General features: G+C 66.2%; 21 protein-coding genes. 6 read left to right on the top strand and 15 right to left on the bottom strand.

Translation table 11 applies throughout. From position 1 onward, the window contains the following. Positions 1 to 165: 165 nt before the first annotated feature. From ACYPYD_RS16395 to ACYPYD_RS16380, 4 genes are all read right to left on the bottom strand, one after another. Complete coding sequence (locus ACYPYD_RS16395) at positions 166 to 708, bottom strand: tetratricopeptide repeat protein (RefSeq protein ID WP_008831309.1); 543 nt, start codon at positions 706 to 708, stop codon at positions 166 to 168. Between the two features lie 12 nt (positions 709 to 720). Further along, a complete protein-coding gene (locus ACYPYD_RS16390; RefSeq protein ID WP_459664221.1) occupies positions 721 to 1,887 on the bottom strand; it encodes an RsmB/NOP family class I SAM-dependent RNA methyltransferase in 1,167 nt (388 codons plus the stop codon). Positions 1,888 to 2,028: 141 nt separating this feature from the next. Beyond that, on the bottom strand, positions 2,029 to 3,486 hold the full coding sequence (gene guaB, locus ACYPYD_RS16385) for an IMP dehydrogenase (protein ID WP_069708019.1): 1,458 nt from the start codon (positions 3,484 to 3,486) through the stop codon (positions 2,029 to 2,031). 115 nt (positions 3,487 to 3,601) lie between these two features. Next, positions 3,602 to 5,152, bottom strand: a complete 1,551-nt coding sequence (locus ACYPYD_RS16380; protein WP_459664219.1) for a M28 family peptidase — start codon at positions 5,150 to 5,152, stop codon at positions 3,602 to 3,604. A gap of 203 nt (positions 5,153 to 5,355) precedes the next feature. Here ACYPYD_RS16380 and ypfJ point away from each other — a divergent pair, with 203 nt between their 5' ends. From ypfJ to ACYPYD_RS16365, 3 genes are all read left to right on the top strand, one after another. Next, the gene (ypfJ, locus tag ACYPYD_RS16375) at positions 5,356 to 6,231 is read left to right on the top strand and encodes a KPN_02809 family neutral zinc metallopeptidase (protein ID WP_459664217.1); all 876 of its coding nucleotides are present in this window, start codon (positions 5,356 to 5,358) and stop codon (positions 6,229 to 6,231) included. Positions 6,232 to 6,241: 10 nt separating this feature from the next. Continuing rightward, on the top strand, positions 6,242 to 6,970 hold the full coding sequence (locus ACYPYD_RS16370) for a hypothetical protein (RefSeq protein ID WP_231958201.1): 729 nt from the start codon (positions 6,242 to 6,244) through the stop codon (positions 6,968 to 6,970). A gap of 304 nt (positions 6,971 to 7,274) precedes the next feature. Continuing rightward, positions 7,275 to 7,718, top strand: a complete 444-nt coding sequence (locus ACYPYD_RS16365; RefSeq protein WP_459664215.1) for a hypothetical protein — start codon at positions 7,275 to 7,277, stop codon at positions 7,716 to 7,718. A gap of 49 nt (positions 7,719 to 7,767) precedes the next feature. Here ACYPYD_RS16365 and ACYPYD_RS16360 read toward each other — a convergent pair whose 3' ends face one another. The 6 genes from ACYPYD_RS16360 to sdhC form a co-directional block, all read right to left on the bottom strand. Beyond that, on the bottom strand, positions 7,768 to 9,582 hold the full coding sequence (locus ACYPYD_RS16360) for a M56 family metallopeptidase (protein WP_459664212.1): 1,815 nt from the start codon (positions 9,580 to 9,582) through the stop codon (positions 7,768 to 7,770). Then, positions 9,579 to 9,977: a BlaI/MecI/CopY family transcriptional regulator gene (locus tag ACYPYD_RS16355; RefSeq protein ID WP_459664211.1), complete on the bottom strand. Its 399-nt coding sequence runs from the start codon at positions 9,975 to 9,977 to the stop codon at positions 9,579 to 9,581. Before ACYPYD_RS16355 ends, ACYPYD_RS16360 begins: the two co-directional genes overlap by 4 nt. A 56-nt stretch (positions 9,978 to 10,033) precedes the next feature. After that, on the bottom strand, positions 10,034 to 10,621 hold the full coding sequence (locus ACYPYD_RS16350; protein ID WP_459664209.1) for a DUF308 domain-containing protein: 588 nt from the start codon (positions 10,619 to 10,621) through the stop codon (positions 10,034 to 10,036). A 209-nt stretch (positions 10,622 to 10,830) separates the two neighbouring features. Then, positions 10,831 to 12,639, bottom strand: a complete 1,809-nt coding sequence (gene sdhA, locus ACYPYD_RS16345; RefSeq protein ID WP_036523815.1) for a succinate dehydrogenase flavoprotein subunit — start codon at positions 12,637 to 12,639, stop codon at positions 10,831 to 10,833. Then, positions 12,639 to 13,025: a succinate dehydrogenase, hydrophobic membrane anchor protein gene (sdhD, locus tag ACYPYD_RS16340; RefSeq protein ID WP_008831298.1), complete on the bottom strand. Its 387-nt coding sequence runs from the start codon at positions 13,023 to 13,025 to the stop codon at positions 12,639 to 12,641. The genes sdhA and sdhD overlap by 1 nt, the downstream gene beginning before the upstream one ends. 12 nt (positions 13,026 to 13,037) lie before the next feature. Then, positions 13,038 to 13,433 (bottom strand): succinate dehydrogenase, cytochrome b556 subunit, encoded by a 396-nt coding sequence (gene sdhC, locus ACYPYD_RS16335; RefSeq protein WP_008831297.1) that lies wholly within the window; start codon positions 13,431 to 13,433, stop codon positions 13,038 to 13,040. A 150-nt stretch (positions 13,434 to 13,583) separates the two neighbouring features. Here sdhC and bla point away from each other — a divergent pair, with 150 nt between their 5' ends. Together bla and ACYPYD_RS16325 are read left to right on the top strand one after the other, a co-directional pair. Further along, complete coding sequence (gene bla / locus ACYPYD_RS16330) at positions 13,584 to 14,480, top strand: subclass B3 metallo-beta-lactamase (protein ID WP_459664207.1); 897 nt, start codon at positions 13,584 to 13,586, stop codon at positions 14,478 to 14,480. After that, the gene (locus tag ACYPYD_RS16325; protein ID WP_459664206.1) at positions 14,477 to 15,379 is read left to right on the top strand and encodes a 50S ribosomal protein L11 methyltransferase; all 903 of its coding nucleotides are present in this window, start codon (positions 14,477 to 14,479) and stop codon (positions 15,377 to 15,379) included. The genes bla and ACYPYD_RS16325 overlap by 4 nt, the downstream gene beginning before the upstream one ends. A gap of 21 nt (positions 15,380 to 15,400) precedes the next feature. Here ACYPYD_RS16325 and ACYPYD_RS16320 read toward each other — a convergent pair whose 3' ends face one another. Next, entirely contained in the window at positions 15,401 to 15,676 is a 276-nt protein-coding gene (locus ACYPYD_RS16320) for a hypothetical protein (RefSeq protein WP_008831294.1), read from the bottom strand. A 231-nt stretch (positions 15,677 to 15,907) separates the two neighbouring features. On the opposite strand from ACYPYD_RS16320, the gene sciP reads away from it, so the two are divergent. Continuing rightward, positions 15,908 to 16,210: a CtrA inhibitor SciP gene (sciP, locus tag ACYPYD_RS16315; RefSeq protein ID WP_008831293.1), complete on the top strand. Its 303-nt coding sequence runs from the start codon at positions 15,908 to 15,910 to the stop codon at positions 16,208 to 16,210. A gap of 114 nt (positions 16,211 to 16,324) precedes the next feature. Here the strand turns inward: sciP and ligA are convergent, their stop codons facing one another. From ligA to ACYPYD_RS16295, 4 genes are all read right to left on the bottom strand, one after another. Then, positions 16,325 to 18,472, bottom strand: a complete 2,148-nt coding sequence (gene ligA / locus ACYPYD_RS16310; protein ID WP_459664203.1) for an NAD-dependent DNA ligase LigA — start codon at positions 18,470 to 18,472, stop codon at positions 16,325 to 16,327. A gap of 509 nt (positions 18,473 to 18,981) precedes the next feature. Beyond that, complete coding sequence (gene recN, locus ACYPYD_RS16305) at positions 18,982 to 20,646, bottom strand: DNA repair protein RecN (RefSeq protein ID WP_008831291.1); 1,665 nt, start codon at positions 20,644 to 20,646, stop codon at positions 18,982 to 18,984. Between the two features lie 486 nt (positions 20,647 to 21,132). Next, complete coding sequence (locus ACYPYD_RS16300) at positions 21,133 to 23,670, bottom strand: TonB-dependent receptor (RefSeq protein ID WP_008831290.1); 2,538 nt, start codon at positions 23,668 to 23,670, stop codon at positions 21,133 to 21,135. Between the two features lie 444 nt (positions 23,671 to 24,114). Then, a partial coding sequence (locus ACYPYD_RS16295) for an outer membrane protein assembly factor BamD (protein ID WP_459664201.1) occupies positions 24,115 to 24,686 on the bottom strand: 572 nt, incomplete at its 5' end.

The raw sequence follows: 24,686 nt of genomic DNA, 5'->3' as shown, positions 1-24,686 counted from the left end.
GGACTTGATCCGGGACCGGTGGCCGTGAACCACCGATCTTGCTGCGCGAGCAACACGCTCACACCTAAAGACTGCCACCGGTCCCGGATCAAGTCCGGGACGACGGGGGCGGCAAACCCGCTCAGGCTGAGCCTGTCGAAGCCCCCGCGCAGATAGCGCCGCTCCTCAGTTTTCCGAAACCGCCGTCTTGGGCGTCACCGCATCGGCGGTCACCATGCGCGGCGTCGGCCCCTTGGCGATCGCGCCTGCCAGCGACTGCGCCTCTGCGCAGTCCTTGCCGCACAGGGTCTGGAGCCGCGCGAGATTGCGGTTGGCCTTCTCGGTCGCGCCCTTTTCGGCCAGCGCCATGCCCTCGCCGGCAAGCGCCGTGACGTTGCGCGGATCGCTGGTCAGCGCGACACGGTAGTAATGCAGCGCCTTGCCCTGCATGCCTTGACGGCGCGTGGCGTCGGCCAGCGAGAGCAGCACGGTGACACTGCCGGGCTCGACCGTCAGCGCCGATTCATAGGCGTCGATCGCCCCGTCAATGTTGCCCGCCGCAGCGGCAGCGCGGCCCTCGCTCAGCAGCATGCTGGCGCGCGGATCGAGTTGCTCGGGCGGTTGCGACAGAAGGACGCTGGAGGACGTGGCGGCTAGCAGGGAAAGGGCAACGGCAACGGGCGTATAACGCATCAGCAGGTCCTTGGCCGAGGTTTTCGTCCTCATCATGACGTGACGCTATCACAGCCTGACGAAGCGCGCGACGAAAAACCCGTCGGTTCCATCGCGCGAGGGAGAGAGACGCAGGCCGGCGCCGCGCGGGGTTCCGGCGGGCAAAACAGGCAGTTCGGCGCGCCAGTCGGGATGGCGGGTCAAGAAACCTTCGGCCTGATCCGCGCCTTCCGCGTCGAGCAGCGAGCAGGTCACGAAGACCAGCCGCCCGCTCGGCTTCACCAGCGTCGCCGCGATGTCGAGCAGGCGTGACTGGATCGCCACGTAGCGTTCAAGCTGCTTGTCGGTCAGGCGCCAGCGCGCTTCCGGGTTGCGGCGCCAGGTGCCGGTACCCGAGCACGGCGCATCGACGAGCACCGCATCGGCCGCGCCGACGAAAGGCTCAAGCGCCTGCATCTCGCGGTTGGCGTCGAGGAGCAAAGTCTCGATCCCGGTCGCCCCGGCCCGCTCGGCGCGGGGCGGCAGGCGTTGCAGGCGGGCGCGGTCGGCGTCGCAGGCGATCAGCCGCCCGACGTTCTCCATCGCTGCGGCGAGCGCGAGGGTCTTACCCCCTGCCCCGGCGCACAAGTCGATCACCGTCTCGCCCGGCCGCGCGGCCACGACCTCGCAGGTGAGTTGCGAGCCCGCATCCTGCACCTCAATCATGCCTTCGAGGTAAGCGGGCGACTGCTCGATCTTCGTCTCGGGCGGGTAGCGCCAGCCGTGCGCGGCGACGGTCTTCTCCCCGCCTTCGGGGAGGTCGAGACTGCCGGACTTAAGCGTGTTGACGCGGATGTCGAGCGGCGCGCGGTCCAGCAGGGCTTCAGGATGTTCGACGCCGCTGTCGGCGAAACGCTGCATCAGCCATGCCGGAGCGACACCGGCCTCGGCCATCGGCTCAGCCCCGTCGATCGGAGCGGGCGCGTGGCGCGATCCGTCAAACAGTGCGGCGAGTTGCGGGTCGGAATCCGCGACGCGCAGCATCGCGGCGCGACCGGTCTCGGGAATTTCGCCACAGGCGCGGATGGCGCGGTAGGCGAGTTCACGTACCGCTCGGCGGTCTCCGCTGCCTGCCCAGCGGCGGGCCCGGAACCACTCGGAAATCAGGCGGTCGGCAGGCGCGCCGTTGGACCGCGCGGCCTCGATGACGAGATCGAGCACCTCAATGGCTGCCTGAATGCGGGCTGCGGGGGTCAATTCACCCCTCCCGCCTGCAGGAGAGGCCGGGGGTGGGCGCGTGAAAACGCGAGGCCGGCGCCAGTGCCCACCCCGCTGCGACTAAGGGCCTGCGGCCCAAGTCTCGCTACCCCTCCCGCTTGCGGGAGGGGGTTAGCTGCCTCAGCGCGTCGGATAGTTCGGTGCCTCGCGGGTGATCGTCACGTCGTGGACGTGGCTCTCGCGCAGGCCCGCATTGGTGATGCGGATGAACTTCGAGTTCTTGCGCAAGTCCTCGATCGTCGCCGAGCCGGTGTAGCCCATCGCCGCCTTGATGCCGCCCACCAGCTGGTGGATGACGTCCTTGGCGGCGCCCTTGAACGCGACCTGGCCTTCGATGCCCTCGGGCACCAGCTTCATCTGGTCCTTGATGTCGCCCTGGAAGTAGCGGTCCGCCGAGCCGCGGCCCATCGCGCCGACCGAGCCCATGCCGCGGTACGACTTGTAGGCGCGGCCCTGGTACAGGAACGTCTCGCCCGGCGCTTCCTCGGTGCCTGCGAGCATCGAGCCGACCATGATCGTCGAGGCACCGGCGGCCAGCGCCTTGGCGGCGTCACCCGAAGTGCGCAGGCCGCCGTCGGCGATGACCGGCACGCCCGCCTTCTCGGCTTCCTCGGCGGCTTCCATCACGGCGGTGAGCTGCGGCACGCCTACCCCTGCGACGATGCGCGTGGTGCAGATCGAGCCCGGGCCGATGCCGACCTTCACGCAGTCGGCGCCCGCGTCGATCAGCGCCTTGGCGGCTTCGGCAGTGGCGATGTTGCCGGCGATGACCTGCGCCGAATTCGACAGCTTCTTCACCCGCTCGACCGCCAGAGCGACGTCGCGGTTGTGGCCATGCGCGGTGTCAATGACGACGACGTCGCACTCGGCCGCCAGCAGCGCCTCGGTGCGCGCGAAGCCCTTGTCGCCCACGGTGGTGGCGGCGGCGACGCGCAGGCGGCCCGCCTCGTCCTTGGTCGCCTCGGGGAAGAGGACGGCCTTCTCGATGTCCTTGACGGTGATGAGGCCGACGCAGTGGAAGCCCTCATCGACGACCAGCAGCTTCTCGATGCGGCGGGCGTGCAGCAAGCGGCGCGCCTCGTCCTGATCGACGCCGACCTTAACGGTTGCGAGGTTCTCATGCGTCATCAGTTCGCGCACCGGCTGCGCGGCGTTTGCGGCAAAACGCACGTCGCGGTTGGTGAGGATGCCGACGAGCTTGCCCGACGCCTCGACCACCGGGATGCCGCTGATGCGGTTCGCGGTCATCAGCGCCTGCGCCTCGCCCAGCGTGGCATCGGGGCCGATGGTGATGGGATTGACGACCATGCCGCTCTCGAAGCGCTTGACCTGGCGGACGGCGGCAACCTGCTCCTCGATCGACAGGTTACGGTGCAGCACGCCGATCCCGCCCATCTGCGCCATGACGATCGCCATCTGCGCCTCGGTCACGGTGTCCATGGCGGAGGAGATCACGGGAATGTTCAGCCCGATGGTGCGGGTCAGCATGGAGCGGGTATCGGCCTGGGTGGGGACGATGTCGGACTTGGCGGGACGCAGGAGTACGTCGTCGAAAGTGAGTCCGAGCTGGATATCCATGTGCGCCACCAATGCCTTCGAGGGGAGAATCGTGGCGGCCCATGTAATCAAAGGGGGCGGTTTGGGCTAGGGGGCGAATCCCATGTTTTTCGCGTTTCTGGTGCGACAGGTCCGGCTATTTCGCCGAGACCGGCGCCTTTGCCACCATGGGCGTGACCGGCACCTTGCGCGTATCGGCGAACCAGCGGCCCAGCGCAGTCAGCATCTTCACGTCGTCGCTGGCCCCGCCAAGCTCGATCGGGTGGGACAGGTCGTCGCTCGGCCGGTGATAGTCGCCGTCGAAGAAGGCACGCATCCGCTCGATGTCGCCATAGGACGTCGTCACCATGACGGCGGGAATGTCGTGCTGCAGCAAGGCCCAGCCGTCCTGCCGTTTCACGTATTCGTTGGCGTCATTGTTCTCGCGCAGCTTGAAGCCTTCCGCCTTGGCGACCTTGGCGATGTCCTTATCGAGCCCGGTCATGCCGCGTCCGACGATGGCGAAGGGCGTCTTGCGTGGCGCGATGGCGATCGAATCGATGTTGAAGGCCGCGACGATCCGCTCCAGCGGCAGCGGCGGGCTCTCGGCAAAGGCGTGCGCGCCCAGCAGCCCGAGTTCCTCCGCCGTGGTGGCGAGGAAATAGACGTCGCGGTCCATCTGCGGGCTGCGCGACAGACGGCGCGCCACTTCGGTCAGCGCTGCGACGCCGCTGGCGTTGTCCACCGCACCGTTGCAGATAACGTCCTCGGCGGGAGGCTCGCCGCATTCTCCGAAATGGTCCCAATGAGCCACGAACAGCACCGCGCCCGCCTGCTTGCTGCGCCCCGGCAGCTTGCCGATCAGGTTATGCGTTCGGATCGTCGTCTCGTCCGTCGCGGCTTCCAGCGAGGCGGTGACGTCCAGCACGATGGGCGCGAAATCATCCTTACCCGCCGCCTGCTCCAGATCATCGAAAGTATGCGCGGTGCCCTTGAGCAGGGTTTCCATCGTCGCGCGGCCGATGAACGCCTCAAGGTCGCCGCCCAGCGCTTCGTCCGAGAGCGCGTAGCCCGAACGCCGACGCCGGGCCGCTACCTCGTCCAGCGTGCGCTCGCCGTCGAGCACGGTCAGCACGGCCGAGGCGCCCAGCGCGAGCAGTTCGTTCTGGCGCGCACTGTCGGGCGTATTCCCGTCGAGCACTACGGCGATGCGGCCGGCCAGTTCGTTGCGCGTGAAGTCCTGGCTGCGCGCGCGGCCGACGAAGAGCAGCGGCGCATTGCGCACCAGCGAACGCTTGCCAGAGGTGAAGACCAGCACGTCGCTTGGCGCGATGGTGGCGCGGAAGCCCTTGCGCAGGAAGCGGGCGGAACCGCTCGACGGTTCGTGAGCGACGACAGTAACCGGCGCAAACCACTCATTGCCCGGATCATTTGTGCCCGAGACAAGGCCGATGTCGAACCACTGCTTGGCAAGGTAGCGCAGCGTCTTCGCCTCGCCATCGGTGCCGGGTTCACGGCCATCGAAATCGTCGCTGGCGAGGATCTGGATATGCGCGCGCAGCCGGTCCTCGATCTCGCGGTCGGCGCGGCTGACGCTGGCGGCAACGACGCCGATGGGAACTCCTACGGCGAAAAGCGCGAAGAACGCTGCCGTCCTCCACGCACTTTTCCCTGCTGCACGTCCCACTGCCCGGATGCCCGACTTCATTGCGCTGCACCTATACGACACATTTTCGAGCACGGTTGTAAAATTTCCTCCAATCGCGTGCAGTTGCAACATTTCCCGTTTCATCCGGCGATAATGACGCAGCCGCGCAACACTCGGGAGACTTGCGGAACACCCCCGAGTTCTGCGAATTGATCTGCACGCGAGACGCTGCCCGGCAACGGCGAAAAGAGGATACGGCACCCATGCGGCTGGACGATTTCGACCCCGACAACATCAAGGTCACCGAAGGCGGCAGCCGCGGCGGCGGCTTTTCCCTCGGCGGCGGCAAGCTGGGCTGCGGCGGCCTGATCATCGTGCTGATCGGCGCCCTAGTCTTCGGCGTGGACCCGGGACAAATGCTCGGCACGCTGGAGAACGTGCAGCAGCAGACGCCGACCACCGCGCAGCAACCGGCGGGCGGCTCGCGCAGCGCGACCGAAATCTGCACGCAAAATGCCTACTCGCGCGAATCGTGCAATGCGCTGTCCTCACTCGACAAGACCTGGCGACCGCTGTTCCAGAAGGCCAACGTGCCCTTCGAGCAGCCGATGCTGCACTTCTACACCGGCGGCACCCGCAGCGGCTGCGGCGCAGCGAGCAGCGCGATGGGGCCGTTCTACTGCCCCGCCGATCAGGGCATCTATATCGACGTCAGCTTCTACGACCAGATGGACAAGCAACTCGGCGCCCGGGGCGACTTCGCGCGCTATTATGTGATGGCGCATGAGTACGGGCACCATGTCCAGCACCTCACCGGCCTCGACCAGCAGGTCCGCAAGGCGCAGCAGCAGAACCCCCGGCAGGAGAACGCCCTGCAGGTGAAGATGGAACTGCAGGCAGACTGCTACGCGGGCGTCTGGGCCGCCAGGAACCGCGACCGCATCGAGCCTGGCGACATGGAGGAAGGTCTGACCGCCGCCAGCGCGATCGGCGACGACACGCTGATGAAGAACGCCGGACAGGCGGTGACGCCGGAGAGTTTCACCCACGGCTCCAGCGCCGAGCGCATGCGCTGGCTCAAGCGCGGCCTCGAAACCGGGAACGAGGACGCATGTGACACGTTCTCTTCAACAGGATGACATCACAGGCGTGAGCGGACCCGGTGGCGGATCGGCGACCGCGCGCCGGGGACAGGAGAACAGGGACATGAGCCGCAAGTGGCTGGGTGCGATCGTCGTTGCGAGCCTGAGCGCAGGCACACTGGCTGCTCCGGCAGCAGCCAGGCAAGATGAAAAGCCGATCACCTCGCGTGATCCCGATGCGGTGGACGTGGCGAAGACGCCGATGACCGACCTCAACGTGGGGCGCGACGGGGAAATCCCCCCCCTCCTCGTCAATGCCACGGCGGAGCCCTACACGCTGCACGGCCTGTCAAAATGCCGCCAGATCGCCGGGGCGATCCAGCAGCTCGACGAAGTTCTCGGCCCCGACATCGACCTCCCCGCCGAGGAGCGTGACCGGATCAGCGCCGGGCGCGTGGGCAAGTGGGTGGTCGCCTCGTTCATCCCCTTCCGCGGCCTGATCCGCGAAGTCTCGGGCGCCAACGCGCAGGACCGCAAGGTCAATGCGGCGATCCAGGCGGGCCTGACGCGCCGCGGCTTCCTCAAGGGTGTCGGCTCCGCCAAGGGCTGCCGCTATCCCGCATCCCCCGCCCCCGCCAGCGTCGTCCAGGCCCGCGTGAACGAACTCAAGGCGATGGAGCAGGAAAAGGACGCGAAGAAGAAGGCGAAGTCCGAGGCCAAAGCCGACGCGAAGTCAGACCGGGATCTCGCCTTCAAGACCGAGCCCGACGCCCGCCAGCCTTCTCCCAAGAACTGACGGCTGCTTGATGCTTCGGGCACTTCCTGCGGCGAGCGCGCTCGTGCTATTTCTGTCCGCATGCGGCGGCGAGCCGGCTGCCACGGCGACGGGCGAGGCGCCTTCCTCACCCGCTCCTGAAACGGTGAGCGCGGCCCCCATCGAAGCGCTGCCACAAAGCGCACCCTCCTCCCCTGCCGCCGATGCCGGATCGATCGCCTGCTCGTCCGAAATCGGGGAGGCGGCAGCGCGCAAGCTGGTCGCGCAGTGCATTGCCGTCTCTCCCGCGACGCGCCCGCCGTGCAACGCCGCAAACTCCTGCGCGATGATCCGCAACGAAGTGGCCCGCGGATGCGCCATTCTCGGTGAGGACGCTGCAAAAACTCCTGAATGCGGCGGAATAGATCCCATCGGCAAGGAAGCCGCCGCCGACATGGTGAAGCGCTACTACGCCGCAATCAACGCGCGCGATTATGCCTCGGCATGGACCCTGTGGGGGCCGGATGGCGGCCCCAGTGGCCAGACCTTGCAAGCGTTCAGCGACGGTTACGCCCATACCCGCCGCGTTCACGTGGATATCGGCAAGGTGTCAGACGTCGAGGGCGGCGCCGGGTCGATCTACGTCACCGTCCCGGTAACGGTCGATGCAGAACTCGACGACGGCCGACGTCAGCGATTCACCGGCAGTTATGATCTGCGCCAGATCAATCGCGGCATGGGTATTTCGCAAGGCTGGCACATCACGACGGCGAAGCTGCGACCGGCCTGACGTAAGAAAGCCGGCAGTCCCCGGCTGCCGGCCTCCCGCATTATGAGCGTCAGTTAGCGTTCGCCTCGCGATGGGCGTCGGCGATCTCTCCGTCGAGGTCGGCGAGGATTTCCGACCGGACCTTCGCATCCAGCGCACGGTCTGCCGCGATCGAGGCCCGGGCGCTGCGCAGGGCATTCACTGCCGCGAATTTCGCGGCCTTGGGCTCGCCGGTGCAGATGACCACCGATGCACTAGACCCATTGCTTTCGCGGCTCGCCTCGCGGCGGCGGCTGTCGGCGGGGCAATTCTCGTCGAGCACCATGGTCCGAGTCGAAACGCGCGAGCCGTCCTTCTGCACGATGCGAATGGTATGCCGCTTGCCATCGGCCGAGACCGATTCCTCCACCTTGGGCGCGCGCGCCAAGGCTTCTGCGGCCATGCGCTGTGCTTCCGTCGAACGGCGCTGTGCATCGGCCACGCTGCGCTGGGCATCCGCCGCGCTGCGCAAGCGGTCGTGCATCTGGCGAACATCGTCGGTCGTCATCGTCTTGCGCATCGTGACCCGGGCGTTCGGCATCGGACGAGGCGCCGGTGCGGCGAGAGCGGAGGGGGCGCCGGGGGGAGCCGGAGGTGCGGGAGGAACCGGCGGCACCGGCGCCGCAATACCTTCAGCCACGTCGACTTCCGGCATTTCGGGCGGCTCGGGCGCTTCGGGGGGCTCCGGCAGTTCGGCCTCAGCCAGTGCTTCAGGAGCTTCAGGAGCCTCAGGCGGCACCGGCGGCTGCGGAGCGTGCGGCACCCGCGAATGTTGCGCCTGCGGGACTGCTTCCGGCGCGGAGACGGGATCGGCTTCCGCCTCGTCCATCGCGGCATAGCTGACCGTCGCCGTAGCAGGCACCGCGACGACGGCCAGCGCGAACAGGCTGCGGGCGAGCACGCGCCGCGTCGGGCTGACGTCGGCCGCCGCCAGTGCCTTCAGACGCTGGATTATCGGCTTCTCTCCCGAGAGCGGGCCGGCCATCGGCGCGGCAAGGCCGAGCCGCGTCCCCCCAGCCATCGAAGCGATCAGGCGGCCGTAGCGGGCGCGCTCGGCACGGGGCCGGCCAGCCATGACCCGGGCGTCGCAGAAGGCCTCCTGATCAGCCCTCACCGCGCGCCAACCGGCCCAGCCGATCGGATTGAACCAGTGCAGCGCGAAGAGAGGCTGCATCGCGATCAGCGCCAGCAGGTCGCTGCCCGCGTGATGCTCCATCTCGTGCGCGATGGCGAAGTCGGAGGTTTCGGAGTCAGCCTCCGCCAGAAATCCCTGCGGCAGAGCGACGACCTTGTCGAATACCCCGAAGGCGAGCGGCGCGGTGATCGCGGGCGTTTCGACGATCCGCACGGTGTCGGATCGAGCAACCACGCGCGCGCCATCAAGCAGATCGCGGCGCATCCAGCGGTAAGTCACCGTCCGCCAAACGAGGAACAGCGCCGCACCGCCGAGCCACACGGCCAGGGCAACTGTCGCCCACGGCACTTGTGCCAGCAGCCCCGGCTCGATCGGAGCGGCCGTCAGCACCTCAGCGGCGGGCAGCACGGCAGCGCCTTCCGCAACCGGGCCGGCTGCTGGCAGCAGCACCGTCTCGACCGGCGTCGCAGCCTGAAACCCTGCGGCAGACGCCGTGATCGGCTCTACACCGAAGCGAAGATTGGACAGTAAGCCATGCTCCATGAAGCGGGGCAGCGCCAGTGGAGGCAGCACCAACCGTATCATCGGCAGCGCCCAGAGCGCATAAGCCGCGCCCGGACCGAACCAGCGCGCGACGGGGCGGCGGACGAGCAGCACCAGCGCCATCAGCACGCCGGTCGCCAGAAGCGTATCGGTAAGCCACTCGGTCATGACTTCAGCTCCTTCAGCAGGGCTTCGATCTCGGCAATGTCGTCGTCGCTGAGTTGTTCGCTCTGCGCCAGATGCGCGAAAAGCGGCGCCGCGCGGCCGCCGAACAGGCGATCTACCAAGCGGCGGCTTTCCGCACCGACATAGACTGTACGCGCGATGCGGGGCGAGTAAAGGAAGCGCTTGCCGTCAGGCTCGGTCTCGACCGCCTGCTTGGCGACGAGGCGCGACAGCAGCGTCTTGACCGTGGCGAGGCTCCAGCCGCGCGGACCGCAGACTTCCTCGCACACTTCCTGGGCGGTGAGTGGAGAGCGCTGCCACAGCGCCTCCATCACCGCATGCTCGGCTTCGGAAATGCGGTCGGGCTGTTCAGGGGACTCGGACACCCATTTCTCCATCGTCTACACACGTAATCGACTACGTCTGTAAACATGAACGCCGGGTGAATGTCAACTCAGCTGCGCTTGAGCAAAAGGGCCAGCTGGATCAGGAAGACCGCGCGCACCGTCAGGCTGATCGCGACGATGATGGCGAGGAACGCGAGGCCGGTCGCCGCACTCGAAAACAGCAGCACCAGCCCCAGCACCACGTCGAGCACACCGAGCAGCAGGCGCCAGCCCTTGTCGTGGCGGGCCTTGAGCGCGAAGGCGATCTGGAACACGCCGGAGACGACCAGCCATAGCCCGATGGCGATGACCAGCGACAGCGCGCCCGCAACCGGGTCTGCCACGGCGAAGATGCCCGCCAGCAGCGCGAGAACGCCGAGCAGGATCTCCGTCCACCGCGCGCGGCTCGACAGCGAGGTCCAGCCCGCCGCAACGGCTGCCACGCCTGCGACGATGAGGATTACGCCGAGGATCAGCCCGGTCGCCACGCCCGCCACCAGCGGATTGAGCAGTACGATCAACGCGGCAAGGATCAGCAGCACGCCATAGGCCATGACCCAGCCCCAGGTGCTGCCGGGCGCGCGCTCCATCTCGCGCACGAGCGGGTCGCGGTGCACGTTGGGCTCGAGCAGGGGATCGACGTCGGTGCGTTGCATGGGGGTTCCTTTCACCCGCTGCAATGCGTGGAAGCACGAAGAGTTGCGTGCCGACGCGCCCACCCCGCTGCGACTAGGGCCTGCGGCCCAAGTCTCGCTCCCCTCCCGCTTGCGGGAGGGGCTGGGGGTGGGCCTTTGCAAAAACGAAAAAGGGCGGCGCAGCCTTGCCGCTGCGCCGCCCTCCTCTCGTTATTCAGCTTTCGCCGATATCAGTACACGCGGGCCTTGGGCTTGATGTACTCGACGTCGTCGGTCAGCGTGAATTCGTGCACCGGGCGATAGTCGATGCGAACGTCGCCGCCCTTGCCGCCCCAGCCGTCGAACCAGGTCGCGGTGTGCTTCATCCAGTTCACGTCGTCGCGGTTCGGGAAGTCCTCGTGCGCATGCGCGCCGCGGCTTTCCTTGCGGTTCTGCGCGCCGTGCAGGGTCACGGTGGCCTGCGAGATCAGGTTGTCCAGCTCCAGCGTCTCCACCAGGTCCGAATTCCAGATCAGGCCGCGATCGGTGACCTTGATGTCGTTCATCTTCTGATAGGTCGCGGCGAGCTTTTCCTTACCCTCGACCATCAGTTCGTCGGTGCGGAACACCGCCGCGTGGAGCGACATGGTGCGCTGCATCTCGGTGCGGATTTCCGCGGTCGAGGACGAGCCGTTGGCATTGCGGAAGTGGTCGAGGCGGGTGAGCGCCAGATCGGCCGAATCCTTGGGCAGTTCCGCCTGCGTGCCGTTCGGCGTCAGGTTTTCCTTGAGGTACAGGCCGGTCGCGCGGCCGAACACCACGAGGTCGATCAGCGAGTTCGAGCCCAGACGGTTGGCGCCGTGAACCGAGACGCAAGCCGCCTCGCCCACCGCGAACAGGCCCGGAACCACGGTTTCGGGATCGCCGTCGGGGCCGATGGTCATCACGCGGCCGTTATAGTCGCACGGGATGCCGCCCATGTTATAGTGCACGGTCGGGACGACCGGCAACGGCTGGCGGGTAAGGTCCACGCCCGCGAAGATCTTGCCGCTCTCGGTGATGCCCGGCAGACGCTCGCCCAGCACCTTGGGATCGATGTGATCGAGGTGCAGGTAGATGTGGTCCTTGTGCGGGCCGACGCCGCGACCTTCGCGGATTTCCATCGCCATCGAGCGCGACACGACGTCACGGCTGGCAAGGTCCTTGGCCGAAGGAGCGTAACGCTCCATGAAGCGCTCGCCTTCGGAGTTCGTCAGGTAGCCGCCTTCGCCGCGTGCGCCCTCGGTGATGAGAACGCCGGCGCCGTAGATGCCGGTCGGGTGGAACTGGACGAACTCCATGTCCTGCAGGGGCAGGCCGGCGCGCAGCACCATGCCGCCACCGTCGCCGGTGCAGGTGTGGGCAGACGTCGCGGTGAAGTACGAACGACCGTAGCCGCCGGTCGCGAGCACGACGGCCTGCGAGCGGAAGCGGTGGATCGTACCGTCATCCATGCACAGCGCGATCACGCCGACGCACTTGCCGCCGTCCATGATGAGGTCGATCGCGAAGTATTCGATGAAGAAGTCCGCGTCGTACTTCAGCGACTGCTGGTACAGCGCGTGGAGCATGGCGTGGCCGGTACGGTCGGCGGCGGCGCAAGTGCGCTGCACCGGCGGGCCTTCGCCCATGTTCTGCATGTGGCCGCCGAACGGACGCTGGTAGATCGTGCCGTCGGCGTTGCGGCTGAAGGGCACGCCTGCGTGCTCCAGCTCGTACACGGCTGCGGGAGCTTCGCGCACCATGTATTCGATGGCGTCCTGGTCGCCCAGCCAGTCCGACCCCTTGACGGTGTCGTACATGTGCCAGGTCCAGTGGTCCGGCGTGTTGTTCTTGAGCGACGCGGCGATGCCGCCCTGCGCCGCAACGGTGTGGCTTCGTGTGGGGAACACCTTGGTGATGCACGCGGTCTTCAGGCCGGCTTCGGCCGAACCCATCGTGGCGCGCAGGCCCGAGCCCCCGGCGCCGACGACGACGGTGTCGTAGGTGTGGTCGATGATCTTGTAGGCAGGCGCGGACATCAGGCGTGTGCTCCCAGCGCGATACGGACGATGCAGAACACGCCGAACGCGATCCCGCCGCAAGCGGCAAGGTTCAGCGCGGCGATGGCGGCGAACTTGTTGGCGTGGTCGTGCAGGTAGTCCTCGACCAGCACCTGCAGGCCGAGGCGTGCGTGCCAGAAAGTCGTGACGACCAGCAGGATCATCATCACGGCCGGGACCGGACGCGCGATCCACTCGACGATGGTGCCGTAAGAATAGTCCGGCAGCAGCACCAGCGAGACGATCAGGAACAGCACCGAGATCAGGTTGCCGATCGCGGTGAAGCGCTGCAGCAGCCAGTGGTGGACGCCGCCCTTTGCCGAGCCGAGGCCGCGCACGCGGCCGATGGAGGTTCCGTTACCCATTGTTCGTTACCCTCAGCGAAGCAGCAGGAGCGCCCAGAAGGCGGCGGTGAGAACGACACCCAGGACCGGGCACAGGATCGACCACAGGCGGTTCGCCTGCAGTTCGAAGCCGGCGCCGACGTCGAGGAAGAAGTGGCGGATGCCGCTCGCCATGTGGCTGAAGAAGGCCCACGAGATGCCCACGAGCACCAGATAGCCGATCGGCGTCGTCATCGCCCACGCAAACGTCGCGTAGGAGGCCGGGCCTCCGGCGAGCGCGCCCAGCCACCACAGCAGCACAGCGAGGCCGGCGAATGCCATGCCATCGCCGGTGACGCGGTGGAGGATCGACACGAACATGTGCGGGCCCCACTTCCAGATCTGGAGGTGCGGCGAGAGCGGACGGTTCTTGGTCCCGGCGTTTGCCATGGCGCTTACGAATCCCCTTGCCTGCGGCAGTGTCATGAACTGCCCTATTGCAAGCCCCCTTAGACAAATCGAGGGACGGTGCAAGTTCTGCGGCGCAACATCTGCGTGGTGGACTGGCCTATCTTACAGGCGCGCCGTAAAGCATCGCGCATGAGTCGCACCTCCCTGGCTATCGCGCTGGCTGCCCTGACGGCCATTTCTCCCTTCGTGGCCCGCGCCGCAGAGCAAGGAGCGGTAACGCCTGCGACGCTCGCCAAGGCATGCGAGGGCAAGGACGAATGGGCGGACCCCGCTCCCCCTGCGCGCATCTTCGCGAATACCTGGTACGTGGGAACCTGCGGCATTTCCGCGATCCTGGTGACGGGCGACAAGGGACATGTGCTGGTGGACGCGGGCGTGACCAAGGCTGCCCCGCTGGTGCTGGCGAACATCCGGCGCGCCGGGTTCAACCCCAGAGACGTGCGCTGGATCGTCGCCAGTCACGAGCACTTCGACCATGTCGGCGCCCTTGCCGCACTGCAGCAGGCAACGGGTGCAAAAGTTGCAGCCCTGCCCGCGCAGAAAGCGGCTCTCGCCAGCGGCAAGCCGAGCGCCGACGACCCGCAATTCAACGGTCTCGACCCTATGGCCCCGGTTCGCGTCGATCGCGTGCTGAAGAACGGAGACACCGTCACTGTCGGCAATCTTGTCCTGACCGCCCATGCGACGCCGGTTCACGCGCCCGGCTCGACAAGCTGGACCTGGACCTCCTGCGCGCCCAAGGCCGGGTGCCGCAAGATTGCCTATGCCGACAGTTCCTCGACGATCTCGTCGGACGGCTACCGTTTCACCGACCACCCGGCGCGCGTCGCGGCGATCCGCAAGGGCCTGCCGGTGATGGCCGCCCTGCCCTGCGACGTCTTGCTCACCCCGCATCCCGGCCAGAGCGACATGATGGAGCGCTTCGCTGGAACGAAGCCGCTCGCGGACAAGAACGCCTGCCCCGCTTATGCGAAATTCGCGGAGGGGCGCCTTGCCCAGCGTCTTGCCAAGGAAAACGCCAAGTGAGCTGGAAAGTCACCGTCTTCGCCGCCCGCCCCGTCATCGAGGCAGCTCTCGTCGCGCATGAAGACGCCTGGGACTGGGATCACGAGATCGTTCTCTCCGGCCGCGAAGTCGCCGAGGACCAACCCGAGGACTGGGTTCTCGAAGCCTGGCTCGATCGCAAGCCCAGCAAGGCCGACAACGTCGCGATCACGGCGCTGTTTGCAGACACGAAACCCAAGCTGATCGCCGAGGAACTGCCCGAAACCGACTGGCTCGTCGCCAGCCAGGAAGGGCTCGAACCGATCCGTGCGGGCCGCTTCCACGTGCACACCCCCGATCACCCGGCGGTAGACGAGGCTGGCGTCTTCGACTTCGCGATCCCCGCCAGCCAGGCCTTCGGCACTGGCCATCACGCCACTACCGCCGGGTGCCTGGCGATGCTGACCCATATGAAGGCGCAGGGGCTCGTCGTGCGCAATTGCGCCGACATCGGCACCGGCACCGGCCTTCTCGCCTTCGCTGCGCTCTCGCTCTGGCCCCGCGCGCTGGCGACGGCGAGCGACATCGACGCCGTTTGCGTCAATGTGGTCGAAGACAATGCCCGGGCCAACGGCGTGCCCATGGGCGCCCGGCGCGGCGAACTGGTGATGACGGTGGCGGACGGCATGGCCCATCCGGTGCTGGAGGCCCGCGGGCCTTATGACCTGATCCTTGCCAACATCCTCGCCGGGCCGCTGGTCCACCTCGCCCCCGATTTCGGCAAGGCGCTGGTTCCGGGCGGGCACCTGCTGCTGGCGGGCCTGCTGGAAACGCAGGAAGCCGCCGTGCGCGCCGCCTGCCGCAAGGCGGGCCTGCGCCTCGCCGCGCGCATGGTCAACGGCGACTGGTCGATCCTGTGGATGCGCAAGCGGGGGCGGTAACGCGCCCCTGACCGCGCCATCTCACACCAGAAGCAGTTCCAGCCCCTGAACCACGCGGCTGCGTCGCAGCATCGCGGCCTGTGCGTCGCGTGAGATCGGCCGGTCGAAGGCGAAGCCGATGCGGTCCTTGACCACCCAGCGCACGGTGCCGCGCACCGGCGGATAATCGTCCACCACGAAGCTGAAGCACTGTCCCGCAGCCACGCCTGCCCGCTCGATCACGAACTGGCAGCCGTCCGAAGTCACGTGCCGCGCCACGGCGGAAGCATGCGTCGACAGCTTGCGGCGGCTCTGCACGTTTACCTCTCTTGAGCAATGGATCTGGTCTGGAGGTAAAGGTAATTAACACTGGTAAACGGTCGGTAAAGATTTGGCGGCTGTATCGATTGCATTTTTATGAATTTTTCCCCGAGAATATGTAAAACATCGTAAATATCAATTAACCAGCCGCGATTGCCTCAAGTTAAGGTTTAATACGCAGAATAGACATCGACAGGGGGTTGGCAGCCAGATTTCACGAGGCCAACCATGGAAGACGTTAAGAACGACCGTCCGACGGTCATCACCGGTCCGCTCGGCGAACCGATGAGCATAGACAGCTTGCCGCCGCCCAACACTTCACGCTGGGTGGTTCGCAGAAAGGCGGAAGTGGTCGCCGCAGTCAGCGGTGGACTGCTGACCATCGCGGAAGCGTGCGAGCGCTACGATCTTACGCTCGAAGAGCTTGCCTCCTGGCAGCGCTCGATCGAACGCGAAGGAATGGCTGGTCTGCGCGCCACGCGCGTCCAGCATTACCGTCAGGTGCACGAGCGCCGCGGCCGTTACAGTTGAGCCTATCGCGCTGCGGTATCCCCCTGCACGTCGCGCGTAGCTGAGAAGCATTCCGGCCAGCCCTTCGGGGCCAGCCTTCCGGCCCTCCCGCTCGCGGGAGGGCTTTGCTTTACCTTATCCCGCCGCGCGAACGATCTCGGCCCATTCTTCTTCGCTGAGCACCCGAATCCCCAACTCGGCCGCCTTCTTCAATTTCGAGCCCGCCCCCGGTCCCGCGACCAGAATGTCCGTCTTTGGCGATACCGATCCCGCAGCCTTGGCGCCCAGCCGCTCGGCCTGTGCCTTGGCTTCGTCGCGGCTCATCGTCTCCAGCTTGCCGGTAAACACCACGGTCTTGCCCGAGACTTCGCTTTCCTTAGTCTCGACGACGTAAGGCGGCGGCGACACCTCGCTCAACAGGTCGTCCCAGACAGCACGGTTGTGCTCCTCGTGGAAGAAGTCTCCCAGCGCCTCGACCACCACCGGGCCGACGCCGTCGATGGAGATCAATTCGGCATAGGCGTCGCTTGCTGCCTTCACTTCGTCCTCGCCCTGCTTGACCTGCGCCTGCTCGGCGAGAGCACGCAATTCGGGAAGCGTCGTGAAGCGCTTGAGGAGATCGCGCGCGGTCACGGCCCCGACGTGGCGGATGCCGAGGCCGAACAGGAGCCGGGCGGCGTCGGGGCTGCGCTTGCTTTCCACAGCCGCCAACAGGTTGTCCACAGACTTGTCCTTCCACCCTTCGAGGGCCAGGATTTCCTCGCGGCGCTTGCGCAGGCGGAAGATGTCGGCCGGGCTTTCGAGCCAGCCCTGCGCGAAAAATTCGTCGATGGTCTTTTCGCCCAACCCCTCGATGTCGAGTGCGGCGCGGCTGACGAAGTGCTTGAGGCGCTCGGTCCGCTGCGCCGGGCAAATCAGCCCGCCAGTGCAGCGCACATCGACTTCACCCTCGGCCGCGACCGCCTCGGACTGGCACTGCGGGCAATGATCCGGGAACACGTAAGCGGCGCGCTCCTCCTCGCGAGAGAGGTTGTCCACCACCTGCGGGATGACGTCGCCCGCGCGCTGGAGCACCACCCGGTCACCGGGACGCACGCCGAGGCGGGCAATTTCGTCGCGGTTGTGGAGCGTCACGTTGGTGACCGTCACGCCGCCCACCAGCACCGGCTTGAGGCGTCCCACCGGCGTCAGCTTGCCGGTGCGCCCGACCTGGATATCGATCGATTCGAGCGTGGTCTCCGCTCGCTCGGCGGGGAACTTGTGCGCCATGCCCCAGCGCGGCGCCTTGGCGACGAAGCCCAGCCGCTGCTGCCAGTCGAGCCGGTCCACCTTGTAGACCACCCCGTCGATCTCGAACGGCAGCGCGGCGCGGCCATCACGAATGGCGCGGTAGGCGGCCAGCATTTCATCGAGCGAGTGACACTGGCGGAATTGCGGCGAGACCGGCAGGCCCCAGCTTTCGATACGACGGATGACTTCATGCTGGCTCGCGCCGGGCACATGGCTGGCGGCGCCCCAACCGTGCGCCCAGAAGCGCAAAGGGCGCCTCGCGGTGACGCTGGCATCCTTCTGGCGCAGCGAGCCGGCAGCCGCATTACGCGGGTTGGCGAACTGGCGGACCTTGCTGTCGTCGAACGCCTCGCCCTTGCTGTCGGCCAGCGCGCGCGCCTCGTCCATCAACTGGGCGTTAAGGGCGAGGAACGCCCCCTTTTCCATGTAGACTTCGCCGCGCACCTCGAAGACCTCGGGAATGTCCTCGCCTTCGAGTTCCTGCACGACGTCGGCGATATGCGCGACGTTGGCGGTAACGTCCTCGCCCACCTGCCCGTCCCCGCGCGTGGCGGCGCGCACCAGTTTGCCGTGCTCGTAGCGCAGCGAGCAGGAGAGGCCGTCGATCTTGTCCTCCGCCGTCATCACCAGTGGTTCCTCGGCGGCAAGTGACAGGAACCGCCGCACGCGCGTCAGGAACTCCCCGACTTCCTCGTCGGTGAAGGCATTGTCGAGGCTCATCATGCGAACCTCGTGCGTCACTTTGCCGAGCGGTGAGGCGGCGACTTCGTGGCCGACCTTGTTGCTGGGCGAATCGGGTCTCGTAAGATGCGGGAACGCTGCTTCCAGCTCCGCATTACGCCGCACCAGCGCGTCGTAATCGGCGTCGGTGATCTCCGGCGCATCCTCGGCGTGGTAGAGGCGGTTGGCGCGGTTGATCTGGCGCGCAAGCCGCATGAGTTCGTTGGCGGCTTCGGCTTCGGACGGCAGGCCGGAGGGCAAGGTATCAATCATAGGTCATCTGCTTGGCGATGGCGGGTCATTGCCGCCATGTAGACAACCACTTTCGCAAAGTCTCGCTCGCCCACTGCAACGATGAGGATAACGAGGCGCTTATCGATCACTTTGTAGCCGATGCGATAGCCAGCAGCGCTCGACTTGGCCGTGGAAACAATCCTCCAGCCTCGTCAACTTGCCGACCACGCTTGCCACCTAACGTCTGACCGTGAAACATACGCGACGTGTGACGGAGAAGCGCTGCGCCTCCATGCCCGGGGTCACATAGCCCAAAGCACAGTGTACAACCGCGCCATCGGGATACCGGATTTCGATGCGACCATCGGCATCTGGTCCGGTCCACTTGCCCCAATAGGCACCATCGACGTTATGTATCAAAGCCGCTGACCTCCCGTTCAGGGTAAGCATCCCACCTTTGATCGGCTCATCCACTGCCACAGCAAACATCACAGGCGGAGAACAGGCGCTCAGCGTAGCGAAGCAAACGGCGACGGTGGCGCCTCGCTTCACACCCGCACCAGCAGCCTGTCCGCCTGCGCGCGCGCCTCGTCGGTCACTTGCGCGCCGGAGAGCATGCGGGCGATCTCCTCCTTGCGTTCGGCATCCGAAAGCGGCGTCACCGAGGTGCGCGTAACGGTGCCTTGGCTGGACTTGGCAATCATGTAATGCTTGTCCCCCCGCGCCGCGACCTGGGGCGAGTGCGTCACCGCCAGCAGCTGCCCGCTGGACGCAAGGCGCGAGAGGCGTTCGCCGATGGCGTCGGCCACTGCACCGCCGACGCCGCGGTCGATCTCGTCGAAGATCACCGTCGCCGCACCGCCCTCCTCGGCCAGCGCGACCTTGAGCGCGAGGATGAAGCGCGACAATTCGCCGCCGCTGGCGATCTTGCCGAGCGGCGCGAAGTCCGAGCCGGGGTTGGTGCTGATGAGGAATTCCACCGCATCCATGCCCGAAGCGCCCCAGCGCTCCTCGGGAAGACGCACCACCGAGGTCTGGAACCTCGCGGCATCCAGCTTGAGCGGCGCCAGTTCCGTCGCCACGGCTGCGTCGAGCTTTTTCGCCGCCGCACGCCGCAAATCGTGGAGCGCGCCCGCCTTATCGCGATAGGCCAGCGCGGCCTTCTGCGCCGCTTTTTCCAGTTCGACGATATGCTCGTTACCGCCTTCGATGTCGTCGAGCGCGGCGCGCATCTCGGTCATCTTCGCGGGCAGGTCATCGACCTGGCAGCCTTGCTTGCGGGCAACGGCGCGCAAGTCGAAAAGGCGCGTCTCGATGCGGTCGAGTTCGGCCGGGTCGAAGGCGAGCGCTTCGGCCGCCTTGTCGAGCTTGTCCTCGGCCTCGCTCGCCTCGATCACGGCGCGGTCGAGCGCGGCCAGCGCTTCTTCCAGCAGTTCGTGCTCTCCGGCGATGCGATCGAGGCGGCGCGAAGCGGTGCGCAATTGCGCGAGCGCCGAGTCCGAGCCGGTCCACAAGTGCTGCAGGGCCGCGAGGTCGTCGGCCAGCTTCTCGCCCTTCTGCATCTGCGCGCGGGCACCGGCGAGTTCGTCCTCCTCCCCCTCGACGGGAGCGAGCGTGGTCAGTTCGGCGAGATGCGCGAGCAACAGGTCCTGATCCTCGGCGGCGCGGGCGACGCGTTCGCGTGCAAGGTCCAATGCATCCTGCGCGCCGCGCCAGTCCTTCCACGCCGCCTCGACGCCGGCGACCTCGCCGCCTGCGAAACGATCGAGCAGCGCGCGGTGGCCGCGTGCGTTGACGAGACCGCGATCGTCGTGCTGGCCGTGGATTTCCACCAGCGCGGGCGCGATCTCGCGCAGCAGGGCGACGCCGACGCTCTGGTCGTTGAGGAACGCCTTCGAACCGCCGTCCGCCTTGAGCTGGCGCTTGAGGATGAGCGGCTCGCCCGGTTCAAGCTCGAACCCGGCGTCGTCGATCATCGCCAGCACCGAAGCGGGCAACGCCGAAGCATCGAAGCTGGCGGTAACGCTGGCCCGGTCCTCTCCCCCGCGCACAAGTCCACTATCCGCTCGATTGCCGAGCACGAGACCCAGCGCATCGAGCAGGATGGACTTGCCCGCACCGGTTTCACCGGTGAGGACGCCGAGGCCACGAGCGAAATCGAGGTCGAGCGCCTCGATCAGCACGATGTTGCGAATGGAAAGCTGGCTAAGCATGTTCGCGAAGCGTTCTAGCGGATGCGCGAACGCCCGTCACCCCGCTTCGCACTCAGGTTGAGCACAAGTCCGGCTTACCAGCCGGTACTGTCGCTCAGGTAATGCACGAGGAGCGCGGCCCACACGGTAATGAAGATGGCAACGATAGCGACGAGTTCAGGCCGCCACGATCTCGGCTGGAGAGCCTCCACGCGGATGGCGGGCCCAAACGGAAAATCGTGCTTCATATCCATTGATTATGCGACCCATCCCCAGCCTGTCGGTTCATCCGGCTTTCTCCGGGTTCCCTCTACGTAGGCTCACCTTAGTTGGTAAAAACCACCATAAGGATAATCATCGGATTTGAGAAATTACTTAAGGTTCACAGTGCAATCGATTTAAGCGGTTTTTCAGATCAGCCCGTCGCAAAAAGTTCCCAGCTGGACGAAATAAATATGCCCCCGCGCTGCTCGAGCGGCGCGGGGGCACGGGGTCGACGGGTGATTCTCAGAAGGCGGACTTGATCGTGAACCCCCAGGTGCGCGGATCGCCCGGCAGACCGGCGATCAGGCCGGTGTTGCCCGGGCCGACCATCAGCTGCTCGAAGTAGTTCTGGTCGAAGGCATTGCGGACCCAGCCGTAGACGTCGAACCCGCTCTCGGTTCGGAAACCTGCGCGGAAGTTGTGCAAGCTATAGCCATCGATCCAGGTGTAGGCCGAGGGCGAAGGGTTGGACGAGAAGTTCGACCGTACGGAACCGTCGTAGCCGAAGTAGACCTCACCCTCCTTGCCGAGCAGCTTGGCCGGGGCGTTAACCTCGGCACCGAACGAGAACGAGAACTTCGAGACGCCCGGCAGGCGCTGACCCGAGATATCGCAGTTCTCGGGGCTGATGCCGCCCGGCGTGCCCGCAGGACTGACGGTCGTGGTCGACGTGACAGTGGTGCCGCCCGAAAGCTCGGGCGGGCACGGTGCGTCGGTGAACTTGCGATAGGTCGCGTCGGTATAGGCGCCGTTGACGTAGGCGTTGAACCGCTCGCTCGGACGGACCGAGAAGTCCGCCTCGACACCCTGCGAACGAACCGCGCCCGCATTGGCGAGATAGCCGCGCAGCACGCCGTACTGGCCGTTGTTCACGTTAGCCTGGTAGTTGGCGATATCGGTGCGGAAGATCGAGACGTTGAGCGTCGCCTTGCGGTCCCAGAACTGGGTCTTGATGCCCGCTTCGTAATGGTGGACCGACTCGGGCTTGACCGTCGCGGTCGCCAGGATCGGGTTGTTGCTGCCGTCCACCGGCACGCCGTTCTGGTTGATGCCGCCCGACTTGAACGACTTCGCATAGGTCGCATAGAGCAGTACGTCCGGCGCTACCTTGTAGCTGGCGGTGAAGTCGTAGCTGAAGTTCCAGTCGCTGAACGTCGGCGAGATTTCCTGCGGCGTATAGATCGCCAGCTGTGCGGTCTTGCGGATATTGCTGATACCGTCGTTCAGCAGCAGTTCGTTGCCCTGCCCGTCGAACACGCGGCGCTGGTAGTAACCTTCTTTCTTGTCGTAGTTGAGGCGAACGCCGGGCTGCAGGGTCAGCTCGGGCGTGATGTGCCAGCTCAGCTGGCCGTAGAGCGCGGCGCTGGTGTTCTTGAGGTACTGCGTGTTGTAGGCGACGAGGCCGTCAAGCACCGTGGGATCGCAGGCAAGCTGGTTCGACGCGGTCGGACCGCAGCCCGAGGAACCCGGCGGAACGGCGGCGACGGTGCCCGGATTGATGCTCCAGCGGCTCGCGGCCGAGCCCTGCGATTCGGTGCCTTGCGTGTCGATGCGCTGATAGAAGCCGAAAGCCCCGACGACGAAGTCGATCTTGTCGCTACTGTAGTTGTAGCGCAGTTCCTGCGTGTACTGGTCCTGCTGCGACGGATTCTGCGACAGCGCGACGATCGGCAAGCCGGTGAAATCGCGGTCGTTCGAGGGATCCCAGTCCCAGAAGCGCCAGGCGGTGATCGAGGTCAGCGTGCCCTCGCCCAGTTCCCACTTCACGCGCAGCGAAGCGCCGCCGATCTTGTTCTTCGCCTTGAGCGGCGTGTCGAGGTCGGTGAGACGGTCGAACGGGTTGCGGCTGACCGGCTGGTAGCCCTGAGCGGCCGCAAGCGCCTCGAACTGCCGGTTGATGGCGCGCTGGGTCAGGCCCGTGCGCACGTAGACCGAACCGCAGCAGTTGGCGTCCTGGTTGCTGAAGTCGCCCGCGAGGGTCACGTCGATGGTATCGGTCGGCTTCCACAGCAGCTGGCCGCGCAGGCCGAGGTTGTCCTGGCTCTGGATGTGCTCGTTCGTCGTGACGTTGTAGATCGTGCCGCGACGGCTGGTGGAGGACACCGCGATGCGCGCTGCAAGGTTCTCGGTCAGCGGGCCGGAAATCGCCGCCTTGGCCTGCTTGAAGTTGTAATTGCCGATCGAGACCTCGGCCTTGCCCTCGAAGTCGAAGGTCGGCTGGTTGGTCGTGATGTTGATCGCGCCTGCCGTGGTGTTCTTGCCGTAGAGCGTGCCCTGCGGGCCGCGCAGCACTTCGACCTGCGCCACGTCGAGGAAGTCGAACGTCGCCGAGGCCACGCGCGAGTTGTAGACGTCGTCGACGTAGATGCCGACGCCCTGCTCGATGCCGTCGTTGGTCAGCCCGAACGGAACGCCGAGGCCACGAATGTTGACGGCGGTGTTGCGCGGGTTCGATGAGTAATACTGAAGCGTCGGCGTCAGCTGCTGCAGGCGGCCGACGTTGAACGAGCCGGTCGAATCGATGTGCTCACCGCCGACGACCGAGATTGCGAGCGGCACTTCCTGACTAGATTCCTGGCGACGCCGCGCGGTGACGACGATATCGGCGCCGCGATCGCGCGCACCGGTGCCGACCGAAGTGGGGTTGTCCTGCTCATCTGCGGCAGCGGTCGTGGTTGCGGCGGCGGGAGCGGTATCCTCGGCATGCGCCGCAGAGAAGCCGATCGTCGCCGAGGCGAGTACGGTGGTTGCCAGAAGAGTCCGGCGGACGAACGAAGTCATTATTCAAATCCTCTGTCAGGGAATTGAATGCATCCGGCGATCCGGTGTGCACCTGGTCGGCCTGCCCCCTTCAGGGCCGGCAGGTATGGCTCGAGGCTTGCACGCGGCGCTTCGTGGTCGAATGCGCCGCTTGCAGGTCCGGCCGGAAGGGATCATGGAATGCCTGCGGCCGCACCGCGTCGCCCTCATGTGATTTGCCCTCCAGGCCGTTTCGCCTCTTGTTGAGCTTTTCTAATCTCAACTTAATTGGTGGACAATAGACTTCAGCTATCAGGCGCTAAAGCGAAACTGCGCAGCGACGAGGCGAGGCATCGCGGCGGCGTGTCCCCCCACGACAAACACACGCGAAAAAGCGGCCGCGCCGGGGAGGCGGGCCGCTTGAGAAAGATAAATGGATGAATTGAGCCCCCCTCCCCCGAGCAAGCCCGGAAAGAGGGGCGAAGATCAGGCCGCGACGTTCTGCGGCGCGTGCTTTTCCATCAGCTTGTAGGCGCGGCCGTACCAGTCGCTGTTCGGGTAGTTGTGCTCCAGCACCGCAGCCGCTTTCTGCGCCTCTTCGGGAACGCCCATCGAGAGGTAGCCCTCGACGAGGCGATAGAGCGCCTCGGGCGTGTGGCTGGTGGTCTGGAAGTTATCGACCACATTGCGGAAGCGCAGCGTCGCCGCCAGCCACTTGCCGCTGCGCTCGTACGAGCGACCGATGGTCATTTCCTTGCCCGCGAGGTGATCGTCGACGAGGTCGATCTTGAGCTTGGCGTCGCGCGCATACGTTGTGCCGGGGTAACGGCGCATCACGTCGGTCAATGCCTGCTTGGCCTGCTGCGTGGTCTTCTGGTCACGGGTGACGTCGCTGATCTGCTCGTAATAGCAGATCGAGATCAGGTAGTAGGCGTAAGGCGCGTCCTTGTTGCCCGGGTGGATCGACAGGAAGCGCTGCGCCGACTGGATCGCCTTGTTGTAGTCACGCGCGGCGTAATAGCTGAACGCGCTCATCAACTGGGCGCGGCGTGCCCAGG

Source organism: Novosphingobium sp. 11B (genome assembly GCF_054589055.1).
Note: the sequence above shows the minus strand (reverse complement) of the source record. Positions and strands in the feature narration are given on the sequence as shown.